Here is a 26,195-nt window from a genome sequence, read left to right on the forward strand (position 1 = left end):
ATCATTCTCGAAACAAGAAAGCAGTACATGGAAAACTCAATCACCCCTCCGAGCCTCCCCGAAACCACGTTGACCCAGTTGAGCGCCCGCATCCAGGACGCGGCGCAGCGCGCTCACTGGAGCCAACTGACCCCGGTGCAAGCCAAAGCCATCCCCTATATGCTCGCCGGCAAAGACCTGATGGTGCAAGCACGCACCGGCAGCGGCAAAACCGGCGCCTTCCTGCTGCCAATGCTCGAACGGCTGGACGCCAGCCGCAAAGAGCCACAGGCGCTGGTGCTGGTGCCCACGCGTGAGCTGGCCAGCCAGGTGACCAAAGACGCCCAGGTGCTGTTTCCCGGCAGCGGACTGGAGGTGGTGCCCGTGTATGGTGGTGTAGGCTACGGCCCGCAACTCGAAGGCTTCCAGCGCGGCGCCCAGGTGATCGTGGGCACGCCGGGCCGCGTGCTCGATCATTTGCTCAAACGCAATCTGAACTTGAACGCGCTGCGCATGCTGGTGCTCGACGAAGCCGACCGTATGCTTTCGATGGGCTTCTATCCAGACATGCTGGAAGTACAACGTTACCTGCCCCAACAAGGCGTACAGGCCAGCATGTTCTCGGCCACCTTCCCGCAGACGGTGCAAAGCCTGGCGCAGCGCTTTTTGGATGCGCCCGATTTCCTCGCCCTCAGCCGTGACCATGTGCACGTTACCAACGTAGAGCATGTAGTGATGACCGTGCCGCGCATGGATAAGGACCGCACGCTGGTGCGTTTGCTGGAGATCGAGAACCCCCACCAAGCCATCATTTTCTGCAACACCAAGGTGCGCGTGAACTACGTCACCACGGTGCTGCAACGTTTTGGCTTCAACGCCGCCGAACTGAGTTCAGAGCTTTCGCAGGCGGCGCGCGAGAAAGTGCTGGCGCAACTCAAGGATGGCTCGCTGAACTTTCTGGTGGCCACGGATGTTGCCGCCCGCGGCATCGACATTCCTGAGCTTGAACTGGTGATCCTCTATGAGCCGCCCGAAGAAGCCGAGTTGTACATCCACCGCGCCGGCCGCACCGGGCGCGCCGGAGCGGGCGGCGTGGCGATCAGCCTGATCATCACCGGCCTGGAGGAGCGCGAGCTCAAGAAGATCGCGGCGATCTACAAGATCGAGTTCACCGAGCGCCCCGCCCCCACTGAAGACGAGGTGGCCAGCATCCTCGGGCAGCGCCTCACCGCCCAGCTGGAAGCCCAGCTACGCGGGCGCGACAAACTGCAGGTGGAGCGCAGCCAGCGCTTCCGCGCCCTGGCGCGCCAATTGGCCGAGAACGACGAAGGCCAGGCACTGTTGGCGATGCTGCTGGATGATAGCTACCACGCCGCGGCCCACCCGCAGCAACTGATCGCCGCGGCATCGGCAGCCGCCAAGCCTGTGCCCGCTCGCCCGCAAGGCGGCGCGGAGCGGGATGGCGGCCGCCGGCGTGACAATGCCCGCCGTGGCGACCGTGGCCGCCGGCGCAGCTAACTTACGGCGCGGGAACGCGCAGATCGTAGATGATGTAGCCAGGCCCGGATTTCCACACCGGGTAGTTTTGCTGCAGTAATTGTTCGATCTCAGGCTGGCGCGCCAGCTCATCCATTTCGGTGATCAGGAAGTACTCTTTACCCGCCACCTCCTGGCGAAACCAGTCTTCCAGGTCCACCGTCTGGCCGGCCAATTGGCGCAGGGCAAAATCCGCCGCAGACATCCAGTTGCTTACCGAGCGCCAGCCCCAGTATTCCAGGCGATAGCCGTAATCTGGGGTGATGGCGATCAGAGAGGCAGTGCGCGGGAATAATCCAGATATCTGCTGCCAGAAGGCGGGCTGCTGGCGATAGTCTTCACGTTTGAGCTCAGCGCGCGCAGTCCACCCTTGGATGGCTACAAACACCAGCAAGACGGCCAGCAGCGCCGCGGCCTTGAGGCGCGGCGCGCCCTGCAGGCGCCCAGCCATCTGTTGCGCAAAGACCGCCAGGCCCAGCGCCACAATCGGCACCAGCGGCAATTGGTAATAGTCATGGCTGGCGATATGATAGGGCAGCACCAACGCGTAGACCAGGTAGCCAGCCCACAGCGCCAGCAACAGCGCCCGATCCGCTTTGCGGGTTAGCATCCCCACGCCCAGCAATGCGGCGAGGAAGAATTCAAAGCCCACCACCCTACTGATATTGGCATTGGCTTGCAGCCAAAAGCCAGGGGTCAACCACAATTGGGGGAAGAAGCGCAAACTGAATTGAGATTGCAATTCGCCCGTTACCCACAAACCATAAATATAGAAAGCCATGTAAGGCAACAAGGCCAGGAACGCCATCAGCCACACCTGGCGATTGCGCACAGCGCCGCGCCAGCCTAGTTTCACCAAGGGCACGCTGATGAACGCCGCCGCCAACGGAAAGATTACCACTGTTTTGGCGAAGATCGCCAGGCCGGCCAGCAGCCCGGCGGCCGCCGCCCAACGCCAACTGGGTTGGCGCTCCCAGCGCAGCAAGGCATACAGCGCGGCGATCATCAGCGCCACCATCAGCGGGTCTGGCTGGAAGGCGCGGCTGGCGAATACGAGGTAGGGTGTGAACAAATAGAACGCCAACGCAAACACAGCGCCGTTGGTGCCTGCCACTCGGCGGGTGAGCTGCAGCAGGGCCACCCCGCCCAGCAGCCAACAGAGACTGGCCAGCAGGCGCGGCACCCACAGGGCTTCCTGGCCCAACAGGCTATACAGGCTGGCCGAGATGCGTTCCATAATGGGCGGCTCGATCAGGCCTTGCGCTTTCCATTGAGTCACCGCCAGCTCGCGCTGCCAATCCGCAGCTGTGCCCAGAGTGGCATAGTACATGCCGCGCGCCTTAAGCGCCGAATACAACTGGCGCGTGGGGTGAAAATCCAATGGCGGATCACTGAGATCGTACAGGCGCAGGGCCGCGGCCGCCACGAAGAGCAGCAGCACCGTCACACGGTATAGCCAGGGGAATTGGTCAAAAGCTATTTTGGGGGTCTGGGGGGTATCGCTTGAAGTCATCGTTTTCTCGCTGGCCGCGCCGCCTGCGCCACCACGCCTACGATACCATTTTTGTCTCTGCCTGCACCACAAAAGCAACGGGCGTTCACCCGTGGGTGAACGCCCGTTGTATACCTCATGGCAGCACAGCTTAGTTGATGTTGACAAACAAGTTGAGCAGATTATCCAGCAGGGACGGCGTACGGCCGGAGAGATCCCCCTGCGCGTCAACGTTCACTTGCGCATCCGTCACCAGGTCTGCATCGGCGTTCACGTCAAGCACCGTGTTGTTGAGCAGTGGGGTGTTCAACTGCAGGGCGGAGTCGCTCTGCGCCTGGATGGGGGCTAGGCTGGCATCGGTGGTGGAGTGAATGCACAGCAGGCCCAGGAAGCAGCGCTGGGTTTCGCCGGCGTTCACATCGGCATTGACGAAGAGGCCACCATCCTGCGAATTGGCATTGACGTCAAGCCACGCGCCGTCCGCCGAGGTGCTGGCGGTGTTGACGCGAGCATCCAAACACAGTAGGCCGAGGAAACAATTGGCGTCGGCGCCCGGAGTGCCACCGTTGCCGTCGTTACCCCCGTTGCCATCCTCCCCATTGCCATCGTTGCCATTCCCGTTGCCATTATCCCCGCCATTGTCATTGCCGTTCCCATCCCCAGGAACGGAGATGTTTACATCCCCGCTCCCCGTATCGGGGCGGTCAGACTCGGTGCGGGTTTCTTTGAAGGCCTGAATAGCGGCCTCCAGCGGCGGCGAGCTAAAGCGTACACCGGCGGCTGCCACGCCCCAAACACACAGGGTGGCGGCGCCCAAGAGAGCCAGTACAGTAGCAAGCAGCCATTTACGACGATTGTTTTGCGTTTCCATTGATACCTCCATGAGTAAATACGCTGTGCTGCTATCGAGGGGAACGCATCGTCTTGACCCACGTTACCGCGGCGCGCATTAAGAGAATCGCTTGAGGATTAAGACTCTTTGCAGACTTGCAAAGTAGCAGCGCACTGGGCAACAAAAAATGCGAGCCAATGGCTCGCATTTTTGTTAGTACATAACTTGTGGGGCTTAGGCCTCGCGAAATTCGCCTTCCACCACACCTTCATCACTATGGCCGTGCCCATTGGCCCCGTTATGGGTAGCCTGGGGGTCAGCCGCGGCGGCTTGCTCCTGCGCGTAAAGCTGCTGGCTGATGGCGTGGAACGCGTTCTGCAAGTCCTCGCTACGCTGCTGGATGCGCTGGCGGTCTTCGCCTTCCACAGCGCTGCGTAACTCCTGCACCTTGGCTTCGATGCTGCTGCGCTCGGCAGCCGGCAGTTTATCGCCCAGCTCCTTTAAAGTCTTCTCAGTTTGATAAGCCAGGCTGTCGGCGGCGTTGCGCGCCTCCACCAGCTCACGGCGCTGGCGATCTTCGCTCTCATGCGCCTTGGCTTGCTCAACCATGCGCTCCACCTCGCTCTGGCTGAGATTGGTGGAGGCGGTGACGGTGATGCGTTGCTCCTTGCCGCTGGCCTTGTCCTTGGCGGTCACGCTGAGGATGCCATTGGCGTCAATGTCAAAGGTCACCTCTACCTGCGGTACGCCGCGCGGCGCCGCGGGGATACCATCCAGGCGAAAGTGGCCCAGGCTCATGTTGTCGGCGGCCTGGGTGCGCTCACCCTGCAGGATGTGAATGTCCACCGCGGTTTGGTTGTCATCGGCGGTGGAGTAGACCTCGGTCTTCTTCACCGGGATGGTGGTGTTGCGCTCGATCATCTTGGTCATCACGCCACCCAGGGTTTCAACCCCCAGCGAGAGCGGCGTAACATCCAGCAGCAGCACATCCTTGACCTCACCACCCAGCACGCCGGCCTGGATGGCGGCGCCTACGGCCACCACCTCATCCGGATTGACGCCCTTATGCGGCTCTTTGCCGCTCAGGCTGCGCACCAACTCTTGCACCATCGGCATGCGCGTGGAGCCACCCACCAGCACAACTTCGTCAATCGCGCTGGTCGCCAGGCCCGCATCCTTCATGGCGGCCTCGAACGGGCCGCGCAGGCGGGTCAGCAGGCTCTCGGTCAGTTGTTCGAACTTGGCGCGGCTGAGCTTGTACTGCAAGTGCTTGGGGCCGGAGGCATCCGCGGTGACGTAGGGCAAGTTGATGTCGGTCTCGGTCAAGGTGGACAGCTCGATCTTGGCCTTCTCCGCAGCCTCACGCAGGCGTTGCAGTGCCTGGCGGTCGGCGCGCAGGTCAATACCGTGATCCTTCTTGTACTCGTCGGCCAGCCAGTTGACGATGGCTTCATCCCAGTCATCACCACCCAGGTGCGTATCACCGTTGGTGCTCTTGACCTCGATCACGCCGTCGCCCACTTCCAACAGGCTGACATCGAAAGTACCACCGCCCAGGTCGAAGACCAGAATGGTTTCATTGGCCTTCTTGTCGAGCCCGTAGGCCAGGGCAGCCGCGGTAGGCTCGTTGATGATGCGCAGGACTTCGAGGCCGGCGATCTTGCCGGCATCCTTGGTGGCCTGGCGCTGGCTGTCGTTGAAGTACGCCGGCACGGTGATCACCGCCTGGCTGACCTTCTCGCCCAGGTAGGCTTCGGCATCCGCCTTGAGCTTACCCAGCACCATCGCCGAGATCTCCTGCGGGCTGTATTGCTTGCCGGTGGCGGGCAGCTTGACGCGCGCATCACCGCCGGGGCCTTCGATCACCTCATAGGGCACCATCTTGCGCTCCTCGGCCACATCCGCATAGCGGCGGCCAATGAAACGCTTGATCGAGGATACGGTGTTCTCCGGGTTGATCACCGCCTGGCGCTTGGCGGTTTGGCCCACCAGGCGCTCGCCGTTCTTGCTAAACGCCACTACGGAAGGCAGCAGGCGGCCGCCCTCAGCGGTCGAGATGACGGTAGGCTCACCGCCCTCGATGGTGGCGACCACACTGTTGGTGGTTCCCAGGTCAATTCCTATGATTTTGGACATGTTCGTTCTCCTATTAGTAAGTTGTGTACGGTTTGCTCACATACATGCGCCAGAATACTGCGCCAACACAAGAGCGGCGTTAACACGGCGTTGGATTCGTATTAGTATGGGCGGTTACAATGACCGGCACATCTGTTGACCCCTGTTTTGGAGCCTGTATTTGATGAGCCCTACCCCCGCAGACCTGCGCGCGGAGATCGAAACCCGCCTGCGCCAATATTATGAAGACTACTACCGGGTGGATTTGAGCCTGCGTGATTGGCGCGAACGAATTGAGTATCGCCTGGACGAAGAAGCCAATTTTGCTGAGCCTAACATCCGCAAGGTGGAAGAGTGGCTGGGCCTGGATTTCGCCGGCCAACGCGTGCTGGTGGTAGGCGCTGGCACGGGGGCCGAGAGCATCGTGCTGCACCAGCGCGGCGCTGAGGTCTACGGCATCGAACCGTATGACAAGGCGATGGCGATCCTCAACCTCAAAGCCGAGCTCTACGGGCTGCCGCAGGCCCGCTTTCAGCAGGCGGTAGCCGAGCACATTCCGCATCCTGACGAGACCTTCGATTTCATCTATTGCTATACCGTCATCGAACATGTGCAGGATGTAGAAGCCACGATTGATGAAATGCTGCGCGTATGCAAAACCGGCGGCCTGGTCTTCATTCAAACACCGGATTATCGCTTCCCATATGAGGCGCACTATAAGATCGACCGGCCAGCCTTTTCGCCGCGCTGGCTGACCGCCCTACGGCTACGGCTGCAGGGGCGCTCGGCGGCTTTCCTCAACACGGTGAATTTCGTTACCGCACCTGAGCTTAACCGCCTCTTTTTTGCACGCAACGTGCTCACCATGCGCATGGAGCCTAACTGGCTGTTTGGCTGGAAGCAGGCCGGCCAAGAGCATACGCGTGCATACCGCTTTGCGGCGCGCCAGGGGATCAGCCGCGATCAAAACATCTTCCTGCGCAAACTGGGGCCCAGCCGATGACACGCATCGCGCGAATGTTTGCCAAAGCCTTAGCCTGGGTCGCCAACCGGTTGCCGCAGGCTGCCCTGGAACGCATGCTGGAGCGCGTGATCGTAGCGCGCAGCCAGCAGTTGCCCGCAGCCGATGGCCTGCGCTTCCTCTTCCGGCTGGATGCGCTGCTGTATTCGCTGCAAGGGCCGCTTTCGGGGGTGTACGGCGGCGGGGTGCATTCCAAGCACCGCCACACCGGCTATCACGACTTTTTTGTTGAGCGCATCGGTGCCGATGAGCGCGTGCTGGATATTGGCTGTGGCATGGGCGCGGTGGCCTTCGATATCGCCCAGCGCACCGGCGCTCAGGTACACGGGGTTGACCTTAACGCCGAGAGTATTGCCGAGGCACAGCACCGTTACCAGTTGCCCAATCTGCGCTTCACGGTACAAGACGCGCTGCAATTAAAGCTAGACACCCCGTACGACACGATCGTGCTCTCCAATGTGCTTGAGCACATCGTCGAGCGGCCGGAATTCTTACGCCAAGCCATGCAAGCCACGGGCGCCAAGCGCATCTTCATCCGCGTGCCCTTGTTTGAGCGCGATTGGCGCGTGCCGCTCAAGCAGGAGCTCGGCGTCGAGTGGCGCCTGGATCTGGACCACAAGACTGAGTTCACCCTGGCACAGTTTGCGACAGAGACCCAGGCGGCCGGCTTGCAGATCGTGCACCAGGAAGTGCACTGGGGTGAGGTGTGGGCCGAACTGAAGCCATGAAGGTGACGCTCGAGGAGCAGCTCTCCTATTCGCTGCGCCGCCAGCAGGTGGATGCTTTCCTGGCGCAGCAGCTTGCCCAGCTGCCCAGCGGCAGCCGCCTGCTGGACCTGGGCGGCGTGAAGCATGGCCAGCGCGGCCATAGCCGCACGGCCAGCCAGGGCCTGCAGGTCACCGTGGCCAACCTGGTGACCGACAAAGGGCTAGACCTGCTGACCGATGCCGCTCACCTGCCACTGGCAACCGCCAGCTACCCGGCCGTGCTATGTTCCGAAGTGCTTGAACACGTGAGTGATCCATTGGCCGTAGTGCAGCAGATCCAGCGCGTGCTGCAGCCGGGCGGCCTGCTGCTCGCCACCGTGCCATTCATGTTCCGCCAGCATGCAGACCCGAGCGACTATGGGCGCTATACCGAATGGTTTTGGAGCGAGAATCTGCAGCGGCTGGGGTTCACGCAGATCGTTATCGAAAAACAGGGCCTGTTTGGCAGCGTATTGGCCGACATGCTGCGCCATTGGTGGCAACAGCGCCTCCTCGAAGGGAGCCGCCCGCGGCGGCTCAACCGCTGGCTGCTGCCGCGGCTAATGGCGGCAGCACGCCGCCGCGCCCTGCGCTTTGATCAGCAGCATGCCCAGCACCGCGTGTGGAGCAGCTACACCAGCGGCTTCGGCATCCGCGCCCACAAACCGGCATGAAAGCGCGCATTGCGTATTTGTTGCAGATGTTTGGCGTGGGCGGCATGCCCAAATGGCTCTACCGCCTGGCGGGTGAGCTGGCGGATGAATTTGATTTTCACTTTATTGCCACCCATTCCGACTACGTGCTGCCAGAGTACCGCCAGGTAGCTCAGGTGGCTGTAGTGCCCTTTCGCAAGCTGCCCCTGGCAGGCTATTTGCTGCGCCAACGGATTGACCTGGCGCAGATCGCCAATCTGCGCCTGTACGCCGATGCGGCGCGGCTGGCCGGCGTGCCCAGCGTGATCGAGCGGGTGGACGGCATGCGCAGCGGTGCAGCCCTGGGCAGCAAGGCCGGGCTGGATGCGGTGGTAGCGTCCACCGCTGGCATGGCGCAGCACCTGGCGGGGCTGATGCCCAGCGAGAAAATTCACACGATCTACAACGGGGTGGATTTGGCGGCAGTGGATGCTGCGCCCATAGAGCGCTTTGGCTTGGGTACCGACAAGATCATCATCGGCCGCACCTCGCGCCTGGGCGGTGGCAAGAACCTCTCGCTGCTGATCGCCGCCGTCAAGCAGTTACGCCAACACAGCCACTACCAACATGTGCATTTGGTGATCTGCGGCGGCGATACCACTCAACCGGGGGCCGTGCCGATGCTGGCTCAGCTGCGCGCTGAGGCCGCAGCGCTGGGCGCCGCGGTGACCTTTACCGGCGAAGTGGCTGACCCAATGCCGGTGACCAAGGGCTTTGATATCGCCACGTGTACCTCGCTGCCCAACAACGAGGGCATCCCCAACTCGCTGATCGAAGCAATGGCCGCCAGCAAGCCGGTGGTAGCCAGCGCGGTCGACGATATTCCCGAACTGGTGCAAGACGGCCAGACCGGCCTATTGTTTGAGAGCAACAATGTGGCGGCGCTGGCGGCGGCCTTGGCGCGCCTGGTAGAGGATGCCGCCTTGCGCCAGCGGATGGGCGCGGCAGGGCGGGCACGCATCGAAAGAGACTTCGATCTGCGGCAGCAAGCCGAGCGCTATCGCCAGCTCTATCGCAGCCTGCTGCAACAAAACGGCCGCCACTGGCTCAGCCGTTTCTAAACCAGCAGCTCCACCTTCGCCGCTAAGCCCAGGAACTTTGCATACCGCTGGATATTTCCGTCCAGTACCTTGGCGTCAGCTCTCAGATCGCCACCAAAGGGCGATTGCAGCGTGATGCGCACCTCTTGCTTGCCCAGCTCGCGCTTCCACATGCCCGCCGTGCGCCCGTTGATGATGTAGAAATGGGGCAGCATGTAGTTGCCGCCCGCCCAGAACGACTTGTATGCTTGCGGCTCAATATGGCGGCGATCAGCAAAGCCAATGCCGTACTCGTCAAAATTGGGCAGCAGCCAGGCGCTGCGCACGCTCCTGGCTGGCGCACGCTCTTTTGACCACCAGTAGGTTTTGCCATCCAACTCAGTGCTATGCAGCCCAGCGGCCTGCGCAGCGGCGCGGCAATCGGCCAGGGTGAGGCCAGACCACCAGGCAAAGTCGTGTGCGCTGGCCGGGCCGCGGGCGCCGAAGTAGCGGCGGGCCAGTTCGGCCAAGGCTTCAGCCCGCGCGGGCAGGCGCCGCGCAGCTGGGGCGCGCTCATCCAGCAGCATGTATGTGAATTGCTTACCGCGCCGCGGGCCGCTGGTAATCAAGCCCGCCAACTCAGCAAACATAATGATGTGTGCCAAGCGAATACTGCCCGGCGCACCACTGCCAATGGGAATGCCACTATCTTCAAGAGCTTCGGCGAGCTCTTTGCGCATTAATTGGCGGCCGCCTTCGAGGCTGCGCTGTAATGCCTTCAACGAGCGCTTTTGGGTGGCGGTGTCTATGCCGTGCTGGCGGTACATGTAGGCGTTGAACGCATTGACGCGCGGCGCGCTCAGCAGCAGCATCCAGCCAAGATCCTCTGGGGCCACAAAGTGCCAGGTGGGGCGCAAGATGTGGGTGCGCAGAATGCGCCCATCGGCGAACCAGGCCTCGACGGCACTCTCCGTCCAGCCGGCGGGCAGGCGCTGCGCCAAAGCCCAGAGTGCCCCGTAGAAATCCTGCGCCTGCAGCGCGCCCTGGGCGGATACAACCTCGAGTGGCGTGCTGAGCGGTTTGCCCGCCAGATGCTGGTTGGCCAGGCGGCGGCGAATAATTTCGGTTGGCTTCATAGTATGTAATCCTAAGCTTAATAAAGCCAAAAGCGGATAAATACAAAGACACAAAGGGCACAAAGAGAATTAAAACTTTGTGCCTTTTGTGTCTTTGTGGTTCCAGATTTTCTTCAGCGGAGAGGGAGGGATTCGAACCCTCGGTGGCCCCAAGGACCACAACAGTTTTCGAGACTGCCCCATTCGTCCACTCTGGCACCTCTCCACTTCGAATTATAACGGAGCGTGGGCAGGCCAGCAGAAACTCACCCGGATTGAGAAAGCAGTTCACCAGTCTGCATTGACCCTGCCGCGGCACGCTTCTAAGATGGGGCAAGTTAATAAATTAGTATTGAGGAGTGCTTGTGAGCAGAGGATTGACTGGCCTGGTGCTGAAAGGCTATGGGGCCAAAGATTACCAGCTTACCTTGCTGGGCAAGCAGAGCATCGCACCGCATTTTGTGCGCTTTCGCTTCAGCAGCCCGCAGCTATTGCAAGAGATCGAGTGGCACCCGGCCACCTGGCTGCGCTTTTGGTTCCCGGATACGCATGGCAAGCGCAAGGAGGTGCAGCGCGCCTACACGCTGGTGGCCGCCTACCCCGCGCAGGGTGAGTTTGAAATCGATGTACTCTTGCACCAGCCGCCGGGGCCGGCCACGCTGTGGTTTGAGAGCGCCCAACCGGGTCACCAGCTCACGGGCACGTTCCTGGGCTCACGCTTTCGCATGCCGCACCCCGAACCGGCCAGCTTCCTACTCATCGGCGATGCGTGCTCCACGCCGGCGATCAACAACCTCATCGCCGCCGCCCAGCCCAGCACCCCGCTGGAAGTCTATCTGGAAAGCAACGACGCACACGATGCAACAATTCCGCTGGCCAGCCATCCGCAGTTAACCTTGCAGCGCGTGCCGCGCCGCGGGCCGGAATCATTGCTGGCAGCCATCCCGCACCGCCCGCGAGCAGGCTGGTTCGCCTGGGCCGCCGGCGAAGCGGGCACGTTGAAGCTGCTGCACCACGCGCTCAGAAGCGAACATGGCTTTGACAAAGAGCGCATGCATGTGCAATCCTACTGGTCTGAAACTACGAAGCATTGAGGCCCGCCATGACGCACACTTACGGAAACTCCCATTACTTCACCCTGCCCGATGGGCGCAAACTGCACTATTGGCTCAAAGGGGAAGGCGGGCCAACGGTAGTGTTTGAAGCGGGCATGGGCTTCTCCGGCGCGATGTGGGGCCAGGTGCAGCCCGCCGTGGCCGAACGTGCCACCACGCTGGTGTATGACCGCGCCGGTACCGGCCGCAGCGATGACCGCCGGGATGCACACACCCTCGCGCGGGTAGTGGCCGACCTGGCGGCGCTGTTGGCCAGCCTGCCGCAGTTAGCGCCCTTCATTCTGGTGGGCGCCAGTTGGGGCGGGCCGATCGTGCGCCAATTGGCCGCCAGCGGCCAGTTGGCGGTTCGCGGGCTGGTGCTGGTGGACCAGAGCGACGAGAACGCGCCGGATTTCTTTACGCCCGCGGCACGCAAGCAGTTCGAAGCCACACCCAAACTGCTGATCCCCCTGGCCAAGCTAGGCCTGTATAAGTTGATCGGCCAGGGGCCGGGCAAACACCAGCCGGCCGATGTGCGCCAGGATCACTATGCGTTTGATTTCACGCTGCGCGCCGCGGAGAATTTCGCCGCCGAGATCGCCAACTTCATCCCAGATATGGAATGGTTGCGCGACCACCCTACCCGTTTAGAGGGCATGGAGGTGAGTGTGATCAGCGGCATGAAGGCTGGCTTCTTGGATGGCAAGCAGCGCAAATCGATCAATGCGGCCCACCGCAAGACGGCGCAACAGCTCGCCCAGGCGCGCTTTGTGCCCGCCGAACGTGCCGGGCACTATGTGATGTTCCACCAGCCTGAAATTATCGTGAGCGAGGTAGCACGCTTGCTTGGCAAAGCATAGCGGGCCGTGGTCACTCTAGGTTTGGAAGAATCCTTTAACAGGCTTGTTTGCGCTATGCCCTAAAGGATTCCTCGCTACGCTCGGAATGACGGCTTGGCTCTGTAGGGGCGCAGCATGCTGCCCCCCTACAGTCATATGGTCACAGGCAACTTACGCTCAACGTAAAATATCTGCCAGCAAGCTCACCACAGCTCGGCCACATCGCCACGGGCAGGGTAGTACACATTGGCAAAGCCATCGCCATGCAGCTTCTCGGTTAGTGCCGCCGCCGGGCCAGCTTCACCATGCACCAGGTAAATGTTGCGCACGCGGTCCTTCACCGCCGCCGCATACTCACGCAGGCCATCTTGCCCCGCATGCGCCGAGAACCCGTTGATGCTGGCCACGCGGATCTTGCGGTCATACTCATTGCCGAAGATACGAATGCGCTCGGCGCCTTCCACCAGGCGGCGCCCCAACGTGTGCGGCGCCATCCACGAGACGATCAGCACCAGGCTCTTCTCGTCATCTACGTTGTGCTCCAGGTGGTGCAGCACGCGGCCTACTTCCATCATGCCCGAGGCGGAAATGATCACCATCGGATCCTTGCGTTCATTCAACGCTTTGGACTCGTCGACTGAGCGGATGTAGGTAAGCATATCGAAGCCCAGGGCTTCGGTGTGCTTGTCATCCTTCAAAAAGGCGCGGGTTTCGTCATCCAGGCAATCGGGGTGGCGGCGAAAAATATCGGTTACGTTGACGGCCAGCGGACTATCCACAAATACAGGCGCTTTGGGCACCGCGCCACTATCCATCAACTGGTGCAGGTGATATACGATCTCCTGCGTGCGGCCCACTGCGAACGCGGGGATGATCACTTTGCCGCCACGCCGTAGGGTATCGCCAATGATGCCGCTGAGCTGCTCGGCGGCGTGCTCCGGCGGCAAATGATTGCGGTCACCGTAGGTACTTTCAATCAACAGCGTATCGGCGGCGCTGGGCAGCACGGGGTCTTTGATCAGGGTGAGCCCTGGCCGGCCAATATCGCCGGAGAACCAGAAGCGGCGTTGCTTGCCATGATCATCAATATCCAACGCGATCGCCGCCGAACCGAGAATATGCCCGGCCTCCACAAAGGTGGCCTGCACGCCCGGCAACACGTCAAAGGGGGCCATGTAATCGTGATTGGTGAACTGGCTGTGCGTTTGCTTGGCATCCGCCACGGTATACAGCGGCACCACCGGCGGCTCGCCCGGTTTAAGACGGCGGTTGATATGGGCAGCGTCGCTCTCTTGGATATTGGCCGAATCTTCCAACATGACTTTGCACAGATCGGCGGTGGCGTTCTGGGCATGGATGGCGCCACGATAGCCACTCTTGACCAGATTGGGCAGATTGCCGCTATGGTCAATATGGGCGTGTGAGAGGATCACCGCATCCACGGCCTGCACATCAAAAGCAAAGTGAGTATTACGCTCGGCTGATTCTTTGCGCGCCCCCTGGTAGAGGCCACAATCCAGCAATAGCTTGCGGCCATTGATCTCAAGCAAGTGCTGCGAACCGGTTACTGTTTGTGCCGCACCATGAAAATGAATTTGCATATCACGCTATCCTTGGTTGGGGTGCAAGGCCTTGAGTACATGCTCACCCCAGGTCTTGAAACGCCAGGGCACACTGGCAAACAGGGCTTCCAGTTCGCTCAGGCGGTGCGGGTTGGCGCGGGCCGTGCTCTCCATAATATCGCGTGGCAATACCACATCCGATTCGACATCCAGTGTCTTGGCAGTGGCTTTGCGCCAGGCGCGTAGTATTTCTAAACGTTCCACATAGGCTTCGTCATACGGGGGGCGCGGCGGCCGGCGCAGGGGCGCAGCCTGCAGGCCGCGCTGTACGGCCGCCAAGAGCGGCTTGCCGTGGCGGCGTAGCTGGCCCTCGCTCATGCCCTTGGCGGGCGCCAATTCCTCGAGGGTGTGCGGCGCCAGTTTGGCGATCTCGACCAGCGTGCTATCGCCGATCACCTTGAACAGCGGCACATCCGCCTGGGCCGCCCGCTGGGCGCGGTATTCGGCCAGCTCGCTGAGGATCGCTGCCTGGCGCGCCGTCAGATCACGCGCCCCTTTGACGCGCCAGACCTCGGGCACATCTTCGCCTGCGTGGCTGGGGCGGGTAAGCGCCGGCAGGCGGGCGAAATCCTCCTGAGCCAGCTCCCAGCGGCCCGCCGCCTCCAGATCCGCCTTGAGCTTGTGGCGCAATTGCAGCAGGTAGTGTGTATCGTGGCGCGCATACTCCAGCAGCGCCGGTTGCAGCGGGCGGGCGCCCCAATCAGCGCGTTGGAAGCGCTTTTCCAGCGTGATGCCAAAGTCTTCTTCCAGCAAGCTGCTGAGGCCGACGCGTTTGCGCCCCAGAGTACGCGCCGCGATCATCGTGTCAAATAAGTTGGCAAAATCCAGGTGGTATTGGCGCTGCATGACGATCAGATCATATTCACCGGCGTGGAAAATTTTCTCGTGGGCCGGGCTGAGAAACAGCGCGGCCAGCGGCTCCAGATCCGGCAAAGGAAAGGGATCGATCAAGGCGTCTTCGTCAGGGGTGGAAAACTGCAATAGGCACAGCCGTTCACGATAGGCGTGTAAGCTATTGGCTTCCGTATCTACCGCAATCAGCGGGTGGTGGTGTAAGCGCTCTGCCAGGGCGGTTAGCGTGTCCGTGCTGGTGATCAGTGCTGGCGTGCTACTAGACATGTGGCAGCTATTATATGTAAGAAAGCGCGCCGAGATGGATGAATGCGCAACTGCATGCGCATGACATGCAGCCGCATGCGGTACGTGGTTTTTCGCTTTGCACGGCGCGGCTGCTTGTATACTGAGTTTCTATGAATTCGCTGGTTCTCGAAGGCTGGGTTTCCGTGCTGGCGGCGCTGCAAGCAGCCTGCCGCCCGCTCGACGCGCTGTATGTGCAGCAGGGCAAAGAGGTGCGCAACCTGGGCATGATCGAACGCCTGGCGGCTGAGCAACAAGTGGCGCTGAAGTTCGTGGCCACCGAGGAGATCGACGGCCTGGTACAAGGCCGCAGCCACGGCGGCATCGTGGCTCTGGCGGGCGAGCGGCGCTTTGCGCCGCTGGCAGCGCTGGCTGAGGCGCCGGGCTGGGTGGTGATGCTGGATGGCGTGGAAGACCCCTACAACTACGGGCAAGCCATCCGCGCCCTGTATGCCGCCGGCGCCAGCGGGCTGGTAGCGCCGCTGCGCAATTGGGATAGCGCGCTGAACGTAGTCACGCGGGCCAGCGCCGGCGCCAGCGAGCACATGCTCACGGCGCGCGCGGATGTGCTAGAGGCCCTAGCCTTCTTCAAGGCGCACGGCTACCGCTGCCTGGCGGCAGCCAAGGCGCCGGGCAGCCTGCCGTTGCACGCCGCCGACCTGCGCGGGCCGCTATTCCTGCTGATCGGCGGTGAACGGCGGGGGCTCAACGCCGCCGCCCTGGCCCAGTGTGACGGCCTGCTCAGCATCCCCTATGGGCGCGAATTCAAGGCCGAGCTGGACGTTACCTCTTCCACTGCGGCGATCGCTTTTGAGGTTTTACGACAACGGAGTCAAAAATGAAGCACTATGTCGCGTTGCTGCGCGGTATCAATCTCGGCAAGCGCCGCGTGAAAATGGAAGAATTGCGCGCCATGTTCGAGCGCATGGGCCACAGCGGTGTGCGCACCCTGCAGGCCTCAGGCAACGTAGTATTCGCCAGTAAAAACGGCGACCATGCCACGCTGGCGGCAGCCATCGAGGCACAGATTGTGCAAACGTTTGGCTTCGATTCGCCCACCCTGGTGGTCAGCGCTGCCGAGATCGCCGCACTGATAAAACGAGATCCGTTTGCCAAAGAGACTTTGTCCGCAGGCAGCCGTACGCACATCACCTTTCTGACACAGCCACTGGGCAAAAACCGCTCACTGCCCTACATCGCACCAGATAAGAGCTTCCGTATCTTCCCTGCTGGCAGCCACCAATTGGCCTGCGTAGTAGAACCCACCACCAGCAGCTTGAGCTATATGGATTATCTCGGCAAGCAATTTGGTGAAGAGGCCACCACGCGCACCTGGAAGACCGTGCAAAAGCTCCACGATCTGCTCAGTGAAGCTGGATGAAGCCAGTATTCTTCGTCTCCAGCGCGGCGCTACGCCAATGGCTCGCCGAACATCATAAGAGCGCCACTGAACTCTGGGTGGGCATGTACAAAAAGCACACCGGCAAGCCCAGCATCACCTGGCCCGAAGTGGTGGATCAGGTGCTGTGCTTTGGCTGGATCGATGGCATTCGCAAGCGCATCGACGACGAGAGTTTCACCAATCGCATCACACCGCGCCGCAAGGGCAGCCACTGGAGCGCGATTAACCTCAAACGCGTGCAGGAATTGCACGCGCTAGGGCTGATGACGCCAGCCGGCCTGCAGGCCTACGAACAACGCGATCCGGCGCGCAGCCAACAGTATTCGTTTGAGCAGCGCCAGATGCAATGGCCCGCGGGGTTGGCGGCAGCCTTCAAGCACAATGCAGGCGCGTGGGCCTACTTCAACGCCCAGCCGCCGGGCTACCAAAAGACGATGACCTGGTGGGTGATCAGCGCCAAACGCGAGGAAACGCAATGGCGCCGCTTACAGCGCCTGATCGAAGCCAGCGCCCAGGGTGAACGCCTGAACGTATAGTTTAGGGCGCGGCGACCACGGCGCAGCGAAAGCCAACGCCATGGCCATACTTATTGATCTCAAACGAGTCGTGGAACCCCGCACTGGCCAGCGCGCCATCCCAGCTATAGCTTCCGCCGCGCACCACTTTTAGAAAGTACTCGCCTTCGTAATTCTCCGGGCCGGGCGGGTTGATCGCCGGGGAGATCTCATAGTAGCGCTCATGGAACCAGTCGTTGACCCATTCATACACATTGCCGGCCATATCCAGCGCGCCGTAGGGGCTGGCGCCCGCCGGAAACTTGCCCACATAGGTCACATCGCCAAAAGCGTAGCTCACGTTAGCATGCCGGCTGGAGGGGAGCTGGTCACCCACGGGAAGAGCCGCCCATCGGTGCCGCGGGCCGCCTTTTCCCACTCCGCTTCCGTGGGCAAGCGCCCACCTGCCCATTGGCAATAGGCATTGGCCATATGCCAATCCACATTGATCACCGGGGCGTCCTGATCCAGCGGGTTGTCATAGTAATTGCGCATGGTCACCGAAGACAGGCGGTACGGTGGCCGGCAGGCACCATCGCTGACACATAGTTTGTACTGAGCCACCGTCACTTCGGTGCGATAGATCCAGAACTCATCCAGCCACACCGCATGCACCGGTTTGGAGTTTGCAAACACATTGGTGGTGCACAGCACGCAGCGCGAAAACAGATCATTGATCTGCACTTCGGTAAGCCCCATGCTGAATTCCCCAGCAGGGACCCGCACCAACGCCTGGCCATCGATCGTATTCTCAGCCTCATTAGAAGATTGGATCAGGAGTGACGGCGCCGCCACCACAGCCAGCGGCGTAGGCGTGTTGAGCACATACAGTGGCGTCGCCGTTACCACCACCGGCTCTTTGATGATCGTAGGCGTCTTCGAGCTGGCCACCGTGTAGGTGAACTGGAAGGCCTCTGCCTGCGAGAGGCCGTGGATCGGGCTACCGATGCTCCAGTTGTTTTCACGCCGCAACGACACCACTTGCACATCCACCGGCTCCATGCGCACCAGATATTCCATCACCGGTTGCGAACCCAGGCTGCTGGCCTGGCTAAACACCAGGTCCCACATATCGGGCAGCTGCAAACCCAGGCTCACCACATCCCCCAGCAGGTCATTGACGGCTTCCAACACCTGTTGGTCAACGACATTCGAGCGCACCACCAGTATAGTTACATCCAGCTTTTCATCCAGCGTATCCAGTTTCACCGAACCGGCGTAGCGATCAAACATGATCGTGTCACCGGCTTGGACGCGGTAGACATCCTCTTCAAACGGAAAGTGATAGCCCCAGGGCAGGGTTTTGCCATCCTGAAAGATGACATAGATCTGAATGCCATCCAGGCTTGCTTCGCTTTCCTGCAACACTTCAAGGCTGTTGAGATCAAAAATGATGTATTCGTTGTCCGCTACTGTGCCGGATGCCTGCACCATGGTGGGGGCAGCGGCGAAGGCATTGGCATCCACCGTGGTGGGGGCCTCAATGCGTAGCAGGCGCAGGACAAACAGAAAGATGGCGAGACATACGGGCAAGACGTAACGAAAGAAGGCCTTCTTATCCAGTTTCCACCCATGCATGCCCCAAATTGTAAACTAGCTGGCCCAAAAAAAAAGCGCAGGCTTGCCGCCTGCGCTTTTTGCTTGTGAGGGGTTATACGATCGGTGCGCCTTCCAGCCAATCCTGCGGCAGGTCACCGCGGCCTTCACCCAGTACCAGAAAGGTGCCCCGGTGAGTCTTCTTGAGGTTCACTCGCGCCCCGAGCTCAAATTCGGAGGCCCACTGCTCGCGCCGGTCACCGATATAGAAGCGCTTGCCCGCTTGCAGGCGCTGGATCAGCGCGTCACGGTCAAGCAGCACGGTGTCGGACCAGGTAGGGCCGCGGCGCTCATAGGCACGCACCCAGACGAGCTGCCCATTGGCATCCAGGTGGATCGCCTCGATCACCCCGTGGGCTTTGCGGTTGTTACGAACGTAGTTTTTTGTTTTCAGCATAGTTTTCAACATAGGTCGGGGTGGGCGGATTCGAACCGCCGACCACCGCGTCCCAAACGCGGTGCGCTGCCAGGCTGCGCTACACCCCGCAGCCAACACAGTATACCAATACAGTGAAGGCCAGCGCCGTTAACCAAGCGCTGATAAGACGCTGATCGATTTCTTACGCAGGCGGGCTATGCTCTGGCCATCACATCCTATCAATGGAGATGAACCGATGATGACCCTATACCTTAACCCCCGCACCCGCCGCTTCAGCCAAACGCGCACCCCCGGCGTGCATGTGCCCGTGGACGTCAGCGCCAATGGCGACGAATACTTGCTGCGTGCCTATCTGCCCGGCCTAAAAGCCGAGGATTTGCAGATCGAGGTGCTGGAGAACACCATCACCCTGCAAGGCGAGTTTCCTCACCCCGTATTGGAGGAAAACGAGCAGTTGCTGCTGAGCGAGCTGCCCAGCGGGCGCTTTGAGCGCACCCTGCGCTTGCCCAGCGACCTGGATGCCGAGCACGCCCAGGCAGAAATGCACGATGGCTTGCTGACCCTGCGCCTGGCCAAGGCCGAGCACGCCAAGAGCAAGAAGATTGCCGTGCTAGCCAAGTAACTTGGCCCAGTCAATTTACTGGCACTAGCCAAAAAAAGCCGAGCGACGCTCGGCTTTTTTTTGTGCCCTTCACCACGGCCAATCACATCCGCTATACTAGGGGTATGCGCCGTGACCCCCTGCATAGCGAAGATCTGTTTGGCGCCGCGCGCCATCCGCTGGCCCGCCGGCGCCATGTACGCCAGGTATGGCTGCAAATTGCCCTGCCGTTAGGCCTGGGTGGGCTGTTGGGCGGTGCCGGGCTATATACCCTGCTGGCCGCCAACGTGGGCAATGCGGCCCGCGCCGCACAAGTGGCCACGCTGTTCCTGGCCATCCCGCTGATTCTGATCGGCGTGATCCTCCTGGTGGCCTTAGTCGCCGCGATCTATTTCACGGCACGTGCCATGCGCTGGATCCCCGAACACACCATCTACCTGCATCGTCGGCTGCAGCAAGCCAACCACGCCGTTCTGCGCGGTGCCGATTACGCCGCTAAACCCATGCTGGCGGCACAAAGTTGGGGCGAGGCACTACGCCGCGTCTTTCAAAGGGAGCGTTTGCGATGAGAAAAAGCAACAGCCTGCTGGCAGTGAGCGCGGTCTTGGGCGCCGTGATGGGCTTGGCCACCGGCGTTTTGCTGCTGCGCCGCGCCGAGCAACGCGGTAGCGAAGTCGCCATCACCAGCGGCGAAGGGCTGAGCATCGGCCTGCTGGTTTTTGGCCTGCTGCGCCAGATCGCTCAGTTGGGCGACGAGAGCTAAGAACCCACGCACTTCAAGTATTCGTAAAAAAAGCAGACCGCAAGTCTGCTTTTTTGTTGATTGCACCGCCGAGTGAAAGAAACGACAGATGCGCTGGCCTGGTTCGCGGATCCCCCTGCTCATCTATAATCCGCTGCATGAGCATAGCCCCCTCCTGTCTGTTATTTGGCCGCATTGAACGCGAAACGATCCTCAACGCCGAAGGCAAAGCCCTGATCGATGAACCCGGCGGCAATCTGCTGTATGCCGCGGCGGCCTACCAGGTGTGGGGCGAAGTGCCCGGCCTGGTGTGCCGGGTGGGCAATGATTTCCCGCGCGAATGGGAGCAGGCCTTGCAGGCCCAACGCCTGGATACGCGTGGTATCCAGCGGCTGGACACGGCTTACGATCTCCGCCGTTTCATCGCCTATAGTGACGTAGTCACCGCGCACGGCGAAAATCCCATCAAGCATTTTGCGCGCCGCTCCCTGCCCTTTCCCAAGGGACTGCTGGGCTACCAGGCGCCGGTGGAACACTTGGACTCGAAGCGCAGCCGGGATGTGCTTTCGTTGCGTGCCGAAGACGTGCCCGCTGCCTTTCAGGGGGCGGCCGCCGCACATCTCTGCCCGCTGGATTTTTTTAGTCACAAATTGCTGCCTGCGGCCTTGCGAGAGCAAGGCACGCATACGATCACCCTGGACGCCGGGCGAGGCTACATGCATCCTGACTTTCTGGCCGAGATCCCCGAGCTGGTCAACGGCCTGACGGTGTTCCTCACCAGCGAAGAACGCCTGCTGACCCTGTTCGCCAACCGCACCCAAGAGATCTGGAAGCTGATCGATACCCTGGGGAGCTTTAACTGCAAAGCCGTGGTGGTGCACAGCTTGCATCGCGGCCAATGGCTGCTGGATGTGGATGCGCACAAGCGCTACCAGATCCCGCCCTATCCGGCGCGGTTGAGCGATGTCACCCATGCCGGCAGCAGCTTTTGCGGCGGGTTCATTGCCGGCTTGCAACGCACACAAGACTTCCTGCGGGCCACTCTCTACGGAAACGCGCTGCAATCGCTGGCCATGGAGGGCAGCGGTGCGGCCTATGTCAGCGACACCCTGCCTGGCTTGGCCGAATCGCGCCTGCAATCCCTAGCCGCAGCCGTACAGAGCCTCTAGGCTCGCCCAAGCACCTCAATCATATAAATGAGCAAAAGAGCGGCAAATGCCGCTCTTTTTGTGTTTTAGGGGCTGATACCTTTCAGTTCTGCAAAGAGTACCCTACTACTATAGAATAAATACTTCATACTAACTAAAATCTAACTACAAATCGAGTTCTCCTCAAACTCGAAGGAAGGTTAGATAGTATGAAATCGCTCAGCATCCTCGTTTTCCTCGGTACCCTTTCCGCACTTATCTTCGGAGCCATGTTCGCCATCAAACCCGTTTCGGCCCAAGCGGCCGCCCCCAGCGATCCGCCTGCCCCTCAAAGCGAGACAGTGCTCGCCCCGGTAACCGGCGCCGAGGCCCCCCAGAAGGGCGGCCCGGCCGCCGCTGACCCCGGTGCCGTGCTGGCCCAGGCTTTCGTGATCAACCTGCAGAAGGACCGCAGCGCCCCCGCCGTAGACACGACCCCCGTGGCGGCGGCTGAAAGCGCCGCGGCGCCGGCCCCTGCACAGGCCACCACCTTGCAAAGCTTCGCCAGCTCGGTGAGCAACGGCAACGCCGGCCAGGTTGCCGGTATCTATGTCGAAGGTGTAATGGCCTATGGCGTTGCCAGCCAGGGCGGTAACGCCGCCTTCGTCAGCGAGCAGCCCAATGTGGTGACGCAGTTCGGCCTGGCCGCGCAGTACGGCAGCCAGGGCTTTCTGGCGCACAACTACCTGGCCGGCGGCGCCTTCGCCCAGATCAGCAACGGCCAGGTAATTACCCTGGTCTACGGGGATGGCAGCTCGCGTGATTTCCAAGTGACCGGTACGCAACGCTACCAGGCCTTGTCGCCCGACTCCACCCAATCCGCCTTCGTTGACCTGAACAGCGGCGATCAACTCTCCGCTTCAAGCCTGTTTCACAAAGTGTATAACCAGGATAACGCCCTGGTGCTGCAGACCTGCATTGAGCGGGATGGCATCAGCACCTGGGGCCGCCTGTTCATTACCGCAGTCCCGCTTAGCTGAGCGAGCTTCTTCCTACCGAGGAACGGGACTGGTTCCCCTGAAAAATCCCCGCTTGAGGAGGCGGGGATTTTTCTTTGCCGGCTACGAGGTAGCCGGCGAGACAGGCACGGCGACGATCAGTACGCGGTGCGTGTTGCTCTCATACGGCCAGCAAGTAATCACCGTAAGGCGCTCGTCTTCGGTGGGCTGGATCCACTCGGCGTTGGCCACGCGCACCTCCATCGGCTGGTTGCGCTCGGGTAAGACCGCGGTATACACCACGACATATTGAAAGCGCTGGCCGTTGGAGTAGACCTCGATCTCATCGCCTTTCTGCAAGCGATACAGATCGCGAAACACCTCGCCGTGTACATTATGGTGGCCATTGAGCACAGTATTGCCGGGCACGCCCAGGCCAGCTGAGGTTTGGTGCCAGCCGACGGCTCGGTAATCAGGAGCCAACCACTGCTGAAAGGTCTCGTCCTCGTACGACAGATCGATGGAACCAATCGGCACAATGCTGGCATCCAATTCGATGGCGGGAATAATGATGCGATCCGGCACCTGGCCCACCGGGGTCTCGCCCTCAGCCAACGGCTGCGGCGTGGGGAAGCCATCTGGCATCACGCCTACTGAGACCAGGCTCGGATCGGCCTCGTGCCCCGCGGAGGAGTACACCGGCAGAAAGCCGGCTTGCTGGGCATCATCGGCCGCCAGGTCGATCGCCGGGGGCATAGTGGCGACATCAAAAACGCTCTTGCCTAGCGCGAAGACAATCACGGCCAAGCCAAGGAATACCAGCACAATGAACAGGGCATTGGATTCTTTTTTCGTGGGTTGTGGCGGGTACATATCCATAGTTTTCTGTGGTGATTCTATCCTCTAGGCTGCACTCCAGGGTGGTAAAACAAGAAAAGCGGGGCCATGCTGGCCCCGCTTTTTGTTGCTTTCGGGTTACGCGGAGTGCCTAGTCTTCATCCTCGTCTTCGTATTCATCTTCCTGAGCAGCGCGGTGCTGGCGGTCACGGTCAAGCTTCATGCCGATACCCAGCAGGATCAGTGCAAAGCCGAAGACACCGATGCCCAGGTTCAGGAACATGTTGTCACGGAAGATGGCCGGCAGGTCAATGCCCGTGATCGGGATGAGCACGCCCGGCGTGGGGCTGGGGGCTACCGTCGGCGTGGGCAGCTCGCCATTGCATAGGGTGCCGCTGTTGTTGTTGCTGAGCGACTTCGACTGGCCATCGGCCGGGTCCATCCACATGATCGATACGGTGTTAGGCAGGGCACCATTCACCGGCGAGCCGAAGACGATCGTGCTGTTAGCCGGCACGGCGATCGGGCCACCCGAGGCGCTGCCACCCACCACCCACCACACAAAGGTGATCGGGTTGGGGTTGGCGTTGCTCACTTCCCAGCGCAGGTCACCCGGCTGAGCTTCGTTGGTGTTGACGATCTCGCCCGCCTGGTCGACACACAGGCCAACAAAGGTGATGCCATCGCCGGTGATCGGTACAAACACGGTGGGGGTAGCCGTGAAGGTGGCGGTATTGGTGGGCGTATTGGTGGCCGGCTCCGTATTGGTCGGCGTCAGGCTGGCCAGCAGGGTGCCGGTAGCGGTGATCGTCGGGGAGGCCGTGCCGGTAAAGGTGGGCGTGAAGGTGGCCGTAAACGTAGCCGTCGAGGTAAAGGTCGCCGTATTGGTCGCGGTGAAGGTTGCCGTAAAGGTCGGCGTGTTCGACGGCGTGCTGGTGTTGGTGAAGGTGGCGCTAGGCGTCAGCGTACCCGTGGGAGTAATGCTGGGCGTCAGCGTAATCGTCGGCGTATCCGTAGGGGTGGGCGTCGGCGTATCCGTAAAGGTTGCCGTAGCCGTGGCCGTGTAGGTAGCCGTCGGGGTGGGTGTATCCGTGAAGGTCGCGGTGGCGGTGAATGTCGCCGTGTTGGACGGCGTCAGCGTCGCCGTAAAGGTCGGCGTGTAGGATGGCGTCAGGGTTGCGGTGGCCGTCGGCGTATCCGATGGGGTCAGGGTCGCCGTGAAAGTGGGCGTATTGGACGGCGTAAAGGTCGCCGTATACGTCGGCGTGCTGGATGGCGTAAAGGTCGCCGTGTGCGTGGGCGTGTTCGACGGCGTGAAGGTGGCCGTGTACGATGGCGTCAACGACGGCGTCAACGTAGCGGTATTGGACGGAGTGAGTGACGGCGTGAAGGTCGCCGTGTTGGATGGCGTCAGCGAAGGCGTGAGCGAGGGGGTCAGCGAAGCCGTCAACGAGGGGGTCAGTGAAGGCGTCAGCGACGGAGTCAGCGAGGGGGTGGGCGTCTTGATGGTGTACTTGCCCTCATCACGACAGTCGACAGTGCCAATTACCTTCCAGGTCCAGGTGGTGGTGGGCGGAGTGATGGTGCCAATCTGGCGCCAGGGGGAGTTGCCGTTCAGCGCGGGCACATTAAAGCGCGCCACCTCAGACCCGTTAATCTCTACACGCGCCTGCTGGGCAACTTCATAGATGCCAGACATGTTCTCAACTTCCACGGAGCCAGTTTCGGTTACACGGAAGTTGTAACGGCCATTGCAGTCCCAGGCGCGCGCCACACTGTTGGCGGCGGCGGCGACCACGGCCACGATGACTACCGCAAAAAGAAATTTACGCACAGTACTCATACTCACTCACTTGCCAGCTGGTAGCCAAAGCGGGTCTTGTTTAAGATCAACGCCGGGCGGCTGGGGTCCTTCTCGATTTTTTGACGCAGCAAATATACGATCCACTTAATGCGCTCGCGGATCTTGTCGTTGTCTTCGCCCCACACCTCGCGCGCCAGCGTCTCATAGGAAACGGGCTTGGGGTGTTGGCGCGCCAGAATTTCAAGCACGGCGAACTCGCGCGGGGTCAGATCGATCAACTGATCGCGCAGGGTTACCTGGTGGCTCTGCATATCCACGGCCAGGCCCTGATCGGGGAAGACCAGCACCGAAGCCGGCTTGGCCGGGCCGGAGCGGCGCAGCGCCGCTTCGATACGCGCCACAACTTCATCGCCCACAAAGGGCTTGGAGACATAATCATCGGCGCCCTCTTTGAGGCCGCGCACGATGTTCTCTTTTTGGCTGAGCGCCGACAGGATGATGATCGGCGCGTCGCTGATGGCGCGCAACTGGCTCAAAGTCTCCCAGCCATCCATTTCGGGCATCATCAGATCGAGCAGCACAATGCTGGGGTTGGTGTCCATCCACTTGCGCAGCGCCTGCTTGCCATCAGAGGCACCGACTACGTTCATGCCGGCGCGGCGCAGGGTGAGCTTGAGCAGATTGAGCGTATCGGGATCATCCTCAACCACCATCACGACGCGCTGCGAGCCGAGCTCTTGCACGGCATCCAAATCCAGACCAGCAGCGGTGGTATTGAGTTCCTTTTCTTCAGCCAACAGCACTATTACCCACTTTTCTTTTCGGTTTCTCGTAGCAAAACAAATCGACCTTTTAATAACGATAAATTCGGCCGCGAGTCAACCATTTTTCTACTTTTTCCAGCCTAAATCATAAC

27 protein-coding genes and 2 tRNA genes are annotated in these 26,195 nt (G+C 61.0%); 15 read left to right on the forward strand and 14 right to left on the reverse strand.

Annotation, left to right across the window (positions count from 1 at the left end; genetic code table 11):
• Positions 1–27 precede the first annotated feature (27 nt).
• Positions 28–1,497: a DEAD/DEAH box helicase gene (locus KF821_10880; protein MBX3006316.1), complete on the forward strand. Its 1,470-nt coding sequence runs from the start codon at positions 28–30 to the stop codon at positions 1,495–1,497.
• A gap of 1 nt (position 1,498) precedes the next feature.
• Here the strand turns inward: KF821_10880 and KF821_10885 are convergent, their stop codons facing one another.
• From KF821_10885 to dnaK, 3 genes are all read right to left on the reverse strand, one after another.
• Entirely contained in the window at positions 1,499–3,028 is a 1,530-nt protein-coding gene (locus tag KF821_10885) for a glycosyltransferase family 39 protein (GenBank protein MBX3006317.1), read from the reverse strand.
• A 130-nt stretch (positions 3,029–3,158) separates the two neighbouring features.
• The gene (locus tag KF821_10890; protein MBX3006318.1) at positions 3,159–3,878 is read right to left on the reverse strand and encodes a hypothetical protein; all 720 of its coding nucleotides are present in this window, start codon (positions 3,876–3,878) and stop codon (positions 3,159–3,161) included.
• 195 nt (positions 3,879–4,073) lie between these two features.
• A complete protein-coding gene (dnaK, locus tag KF821_10895; GenBank protein ID MBX3006319.1) occupies positions 4,074–5,975 on the reverse strand; it encodes a molecular chaperone DnaK in 1,902 nt (633 codons plus the stop codon).
• A gap of 163 nt (positions 5,976–6,138) precedes the next feature.
• Between dnaK and KF821_10900 the strand changes: the two genes are divergently transcribed.
• Genes KF821_10900 through KF821_10915 form a run of 4 tightly spaced genes read left to right on the forward strand, consistent with a single transcriptional unit; the run spans position 6,139 to position 9,474 of the window.
• The gene (locus KF821_10900; protein ID MBX3006320.1) at positions 6,139–6,957 is read left to right on the forward strand and encodes a methyltransferase domain-containing protein; all 819 of its coding nucleotides are present in this window, start codon (positions 6,139–6,141) and stop codon (positions 6,955–6,957) included.
• A complete protein-coding gene (locus KF821_10905; GenBank protein ID MBX3006321.1) occupies positions 6,954–7,703 on the forward strand; it encodes a class I SAM-dependent methyltransferase in 750 nt (249 codons plus the stop codon). Before KF821_10900 ends, KF821_10905 begins: the two co-directional genes overlap by 4 nt.
• Positions 7,682–8,395, forward strand: a complete 714-nt coding sequence (locus KF821_10910; GenBank protein ID MBX3006322.1) for a class I SAM-dependent methyltransferase — start codon at positions 7,682–7,684, stop codon at positions 8,393–8,395. The genes KF821_10905 and KF821_10910 overlap by 22 nt, the downstream gene beginning before the upstream one ends.
• Positions 8,392–9,474 carry a glycosyltransferase family 4 protein gene (locus tag KF821_10915; protein ID MBX3006323.1) on the forward strand — a complete coding sequence of 361 codons (1,083 nt, stop codon included), beginning with the start codon at positions 8,392–8,394 and terminating at the stop codon, positions 9,472–9,474. The genes KF821_10910 and KF821_10915 overlap by 4 nt, the downstream gene beginning before the upstream one ends.
• Here the strand turns inward: KF821_10915 and KF821_10920 are convergent.
• Positions 9,471–10,568 carry an AlkZ family DNA glycosylase gene (locus KF821_10920; protein MBX3006324.1) on the reverse strand — a complete coding sequence of 366 codons (1,098 nt, stop codon included), beginning with the start codon at positions 10,566–10,568 and terminating at the stop codon, positions 9,471–9,473. The two genes, KF821_10915 and KF821_10920, sit on opposite strands and share 4 nt — an antisense overlap.
• 117 nt (positions 10,569–10,685) lie before the next feature.
• A tRNA-Ser gene (locus tag KF821_10925) sits at positions 10,686–10,773 on the reverse strand.
• Between the two features lie 139 nt (positions 10,774–10,912).
• On the opposite strand from KF821_10925, the gene KF821_10930 reads away from it, so the two are divergent.
• Positions 10,913–11,641: a siderophore-interacting protein gene (locus KF821_10930; GenBank protein MBX3006325.1), complete on the forward strand. Its 729-nt coding sequence runs from the start codon at positions 10,913–10,915 to the stop codon at positions 11,639–11,641.
• Positions 11,642–11,649: 8 nt separating this feature from the next.
• The gene (locus KF821_10935; protein MBX3006326.1) at positions 11,650–12,501 is read left to right on the forward strand and encodes an alpha/beta hydrolase; all 852 of its coding nucleotides are present in this window, start codon (positions 11,650–11,652) and stop codon (positions 12,499–12,501) included.
• 182 nt (positions 12,502–12,683) lie between these two features.
• Here the strand turns inward: KF821_10935 and KF821_10940 are convergent, their stop codons facing one another.
• Together KF821_10940 and KF821_10945 are read right to left on the reverse strand one after the other, a co-directional pair.
• The gene (locus KF821_10940) at positions 12,684–14,081 is read right to left on the reverse strand and encodes an MBL fold metallo-hydrolase (GenBank protein ID MBX3006327.1); all 1,398 of its coding nucleotides are present in this window, start codon (positions 14,079–14,081) and stop codon (positions 12,684–12,686) included.
• Positions 14,082–14,087: 6 nt separating this feature from the next.
• Positions 14,088–15,221: an HRDC domain-containing protein gene (locus KF821_10945; GenBank protein MBX3006328.1), complete on the reverse strand. Its 1,134-nt coding sequence runs from the start codon at positions 15,219–15,221 to the stop codon at positions 14,088–14,090.
• A 131-nt stretch (positions 15,222–15,352) separates the two neighbouring features.
• On the opposite strand from KF821_10945, the gene KF821_10950 reads away from it, so the two are divergent.
• The 3 genes from KF821_10950 to KF821_10960 are packed head-to-tail and all read left to right on the forward strand — an operon-like array spanning position 15,353 to position 17,177.
• Positions 15,353–16,081 (forward strand): hypothetical protein, encoded by a 729-nt coding sequence (locus KF821_10950; protein ID MBX3006329.1) that lies wholly within the window; start codon positions 15,353–15,355, stop codon positions 16,079–16,081.
• Positions 16,078–16,620 carry a DUF1697 domain-containing protein gene (locus tag KF821_10955; GenBank protein ID MBX3006330.1) on the forward strand — a complete coding sequence of 181 codons (543 nt, stop codon included), beginning with the start codon at positions 16,078–16,080 and terminating at the stop codon, positions 16,618–16,620. The genes KF821_10950 and KF821_10955 overlap by 4 nt, the downstream gene beginning before the upstream one ends.
• Positions 16,617–17,177 carry a YdeI/OmpD-associated family protein gene (locus tag KF821_10960; protein MBX3006331.1) on the forward strand — a complete coding sequence of 187 codons (561 nt, stop codon included), beginning with the start codon at positions 16,617–16,619 and terminating at the stop codon, positions 17,175–17,177. Before KF821_10955 ends, KF821_10960 begins: the two co-directional genes overlap by 4 nt.
• A 1-nt stretch (position 17,178) precedes the next feature.
• Here KF821_10960 and KF821_10965 read toward each other — a convergent pair whose 3' ends face one another.
• The 4 genes from KF821_10965 to KF821_10980 form a co-directional block, all read right to left on the reverse strand.
• Positions 17,179–17,496 (reverse strand): SUMF1/EgtB/PvdO family nonheme iron enzyme, encoded by a 318-nt coding sequence (locus KF821_10965; protein ID MBX3006332.1) that lies wholly within the window; start codon positions 17,494–17,496, stop codon positions 17,179–17,181.
• Positions 17,493–18,773, reverse strand: a complete 1,281-nt coding sequence (locus KF821_10970; GenBank protein MBX3006333.1) for a formylglycine-generating enzyme family protein — start codon at positions 18,771–18,773, stop codon at positions 17,493–17,495. Before KF821_10970 ends, KF821_10965 begins: the two co-directional genes overlap by 4 nt.
• A 73-nt stretch (positions 18,774–18,846) precedes the next feature.
• Positions 18,847–19,188 (reverse strand): hypothetical protein, encoded by a 342-nt coding sequence (locus KF821_10975; protein ID MBX3006334.1) that lies wholly within the window; start codon positions 19,186–19,188, stop codon positions 18,847–18,849.
• A 15-nt stretch (positions 19,189–19,203) separates the two neighbouring features.
• Positions 19,204–19,277 (reverse strand) — tRNA-Pro (locus KF821_10980).
• A gap of 128 nt (positions 19,278–19,405) precedes the next feature.
• Between KF821_10980 and KF821_10985 the strand changes: the two genes are divergently transcribed.
• The 5 genes from KF821_10985 to KF821_11005 all read left to right on the forward strand — a co-directional run bounded on the left by KF821_10985 (position 19,406) and on the right by KF821_11005 (position 22,680).
• Positions 19,406–19,792, forward strand: a complete 387-nt coding sequence (locus KF821_10985; protein ID MBX3006335.1) for an Hsp20/alpha crystallin family protein — start codon at positions 19,406–19,408, stop codon at positions 19,790–19,792.
• 104 nt (positions 19,793–19,896) lie between these two features.
• The gene (locus tag KF821_10990; GenBank protein ID MBX3006336.1) at positions 19,897–20,340 is read left to right on the forward strand and encodes a hypothetical protein; all 444 of its coding nucleotides are present in this window, start codon (positions 19,897–19,899) and stop codon (positions 20,338–20,340) included.
• Positions 20,337–20,534, forward strand: a complete 198-nt coding sequence (locus KF821_10995; GenBank protein MBX3006337.1) for a hypothetical protein — start codon at positions 20,337–20,339, stop codon at positions 20,532–20,534. Before KF821_10990 ends, KF821_10995 begins: the two co-directional genes overlap by 4 nt.
• Before the next feature lie 137 nt (positions 20,535–20,671).
• On the forward strand, positions 20,672–21,682 hold the full coding sequence (locus KF821_11000; GenBank protein MBX3006338.1) for a carbohydrate kinase family protein: 1,011 nt from the start codon (positions 20,672–20,674) through the stop codon (positions 21,680–21,682).
• Between the two features lie 188 nt (positions 21,683–21,870).
• On the forward strand, positions 21,871–22,680 hold the full coding sequence (locus KF821_11005; GenBank protein MBX3006339.1) for a hypothetical protein: 810 nt from the start codon (positions 21,871–21,873) through the stop codon (positions 22,678–22,680).
• A gap of 81 nt (positions 22,681–22,761) precedes the next feature.
• Here KF821_11005 and KF821_11010 read toward each other — a convergent pair whose 3' ends face one another.
• The 3 genes from KF821_11010 to KF821_11020 form a co-directional block, all read right to left on the reverse strand.
• Positions 22,762–23,517 carry a sortase gene (locus KF821_11010; GenBank protein MBX3006340.1) on the reverse strand — a complete coding sequence of 252 codons (756 nt, stop codon included), beginning with the start codon at positions 23,515–23,517 and terminating at the stop codon, positions 22,762–22,764.
• A 109-nt stretch (positions 23,518–23,626) separates the two neighbouring features.
• A complete protein-coding gene (locus KF821_11015) occupies positions 23,627–25,309 on the reverse strand; it encodes a hypothetical protein (protein MBX3006341.1) in 1,683 nt (560 codons plus the stop codon).
• 11 nt (positions 25,310–25,320) lie between these two features.
• On the reverse strand, positions 25,321–26,076 hold the full coding sequence (locus KF821_11020) for a response regulator transcription factor (protein MBX3006342.1): 756 nt from the start codon (positions 26,074–26,076) through the stop codon (positions 25,321–25,323).
• Positions 26,077–26,195 lie beyond the last annotated feature (119 nt).

The sequence above is a fragment of the Anaerolineales bacterium genome (genome assembly GCA_019637755.1).
In the GTDB taxonomy this organism is placed as follows: domain Bacteria; phylum Chloroflexota; class Anaerolineae; order Anaerolineales; family UBA11579; genus JAMCZK01.

Bases quoted from the DNA above. Each gene is read 5' to 3' on its own strand.
- KF821_10885 (MBX3006317.1), bottom strand. From the start codon at position 3,028: ATGACTTCAAGCGATACCCCCCAGACCCCCAAAATAGCTTTTGACCAA.
- dnaK (MBX3006319.1), bottom strand. From the start codon at position 5,975: ATGTCCAAAATCATAGGAATTGACCTGGGAACCACCAACAGTGTGGTC.
- KF821_11010 (MBX3006340.1), bottom strand. From the start codon at position 23,517: ATGGATATGTACCCGCCACAACCCACGAAAAAAGAATCCAATGCCCTG.
- KF821_10975 (MBX3006334.1), bottom strand. From the start codon at position 19,188: ATGCTGAAAACAAAAAACTACGTTCGTAACAACCGCAAAGCCCACGGG.
- KF821_10985 (MBX3006335.1), top strand. From the start codon at position 19,406: ATGATGACCCTATACCTTAACCCCCGCACCCGCCGCTTCAGCCAAACG.
- KF821_10935 (MBX3006326.1), top strand. From the start codon at position 11,650: ATGACGCACACTTACGGAAACTCCCATTACTTCACCCTGCCCGATGGG.
- KF821_10940 (MBX3006327.1), bottom strand. From the start codon at position 14,081: ATGCAAATTCATTTTCATGGTGCGGCACAAACAGTAACCGGTTCGCAG.
- KF821_11000 (MBX3006338.1), top strand. From the start codon at position 20,672: ATGAGCATAGCCCCCTCCTGTCTGTTATTTGGCCGCATTGAACGCGAA.
- KF821_10990 (MBX3006336.1), top strand. From the start codon at position 19,897: ATGCGCCGTGACCCCCTGCATAGCGAAGATCTGTTTGGCGCCGCGCGC.
- KF821_10950 (MBX3006329.1), top strand. From the start codon at position 15,353: ATGAATTCGCTGGTTCTCGAAGGCTGGGTTTCCGTGCTGGCGGCGCTG.
- KF821_10890 (MBX3006318.1), bottom strand. From the start codon at position 3,878: ATGGAAACGCAAAACAATCGTCGTAAATGGCTGCTTGCTACTGTACTG.
- KF821_10945 (MBX3006328.1), bottom strand. From the start codon at position 15,221: ATGTCTAGTAGCACGCCAGCACTGATCACCAGCACGGACACGCTAACC.
- KF821_11005 (MBX3006339.1), top strand. From the start codon at position 21,871: ATGAAATCGCTCAGCATCCTCGTTTTCCTCGGTACCCTTTCCGCACTT.
- KF821_10970 (MBX3006333.1), bottom strand. From the start codon at position 18,773: ATGCATGGGTGGAAACTGGATAAGAAGGCCTTCTTTCGTTACGTCTTG.
- KF821_10960 (MBX3006331.1), top strand. From the start codon at position 16,617: ATGAAGCCAGTATTCTTCGTCTCCAGCGCGGCGCTACGCCAATGGCTC.
- KF821_10920 (MBX3006324.1), bottom strand. From the start codon at position 10,568: ATGAAGCCAACCGAAATTATTCGCCGCCGCCTGGCCAACCAGCATCTG.
- KF821_10905 (MBX3006321.1), top strand. From the start codon at position 6,954: ATGACACGCATCGCGCGAATGTTTGCCAAAGCCTTAGCCTGGGTCGCC.
- KF821_10955 (MBX3006330.1), top strand. From the start codon at position 16,078: ATGAAGCACTATGTCGCGTTGCTGCGCGGTATCAATCTCGGCAAGCGC.
- KF821_10995 (MBX3006337.1), top strand. From the start codon at position 20,337: ATGAGAAAAAGCAACAGCCTGCTGGCAGTGAGCGCGGTCTTGGGCGCC.
- KF821_10915 (MBX3006323.1), top strand. From the start codon at position 8,392: ATGAAAGCGCGCATTGCGTATTTGTTGCAGATGTTTGGCGTGGGCGGC.
- KF821_10880 (MBX3006316.1), top strand. From the start codon at position 28: ATGGAAAACTCAATCACCCCTCCGAGCCTCCCCGAAACCACGTTGACC.
- KF821_10900 (MBX3006320.1), top strand. From the start codon at position 6,139: ATGAGCCCTACCCCCGCAGACCTGCGCGCGGAGATCGAAACCCGCCTG.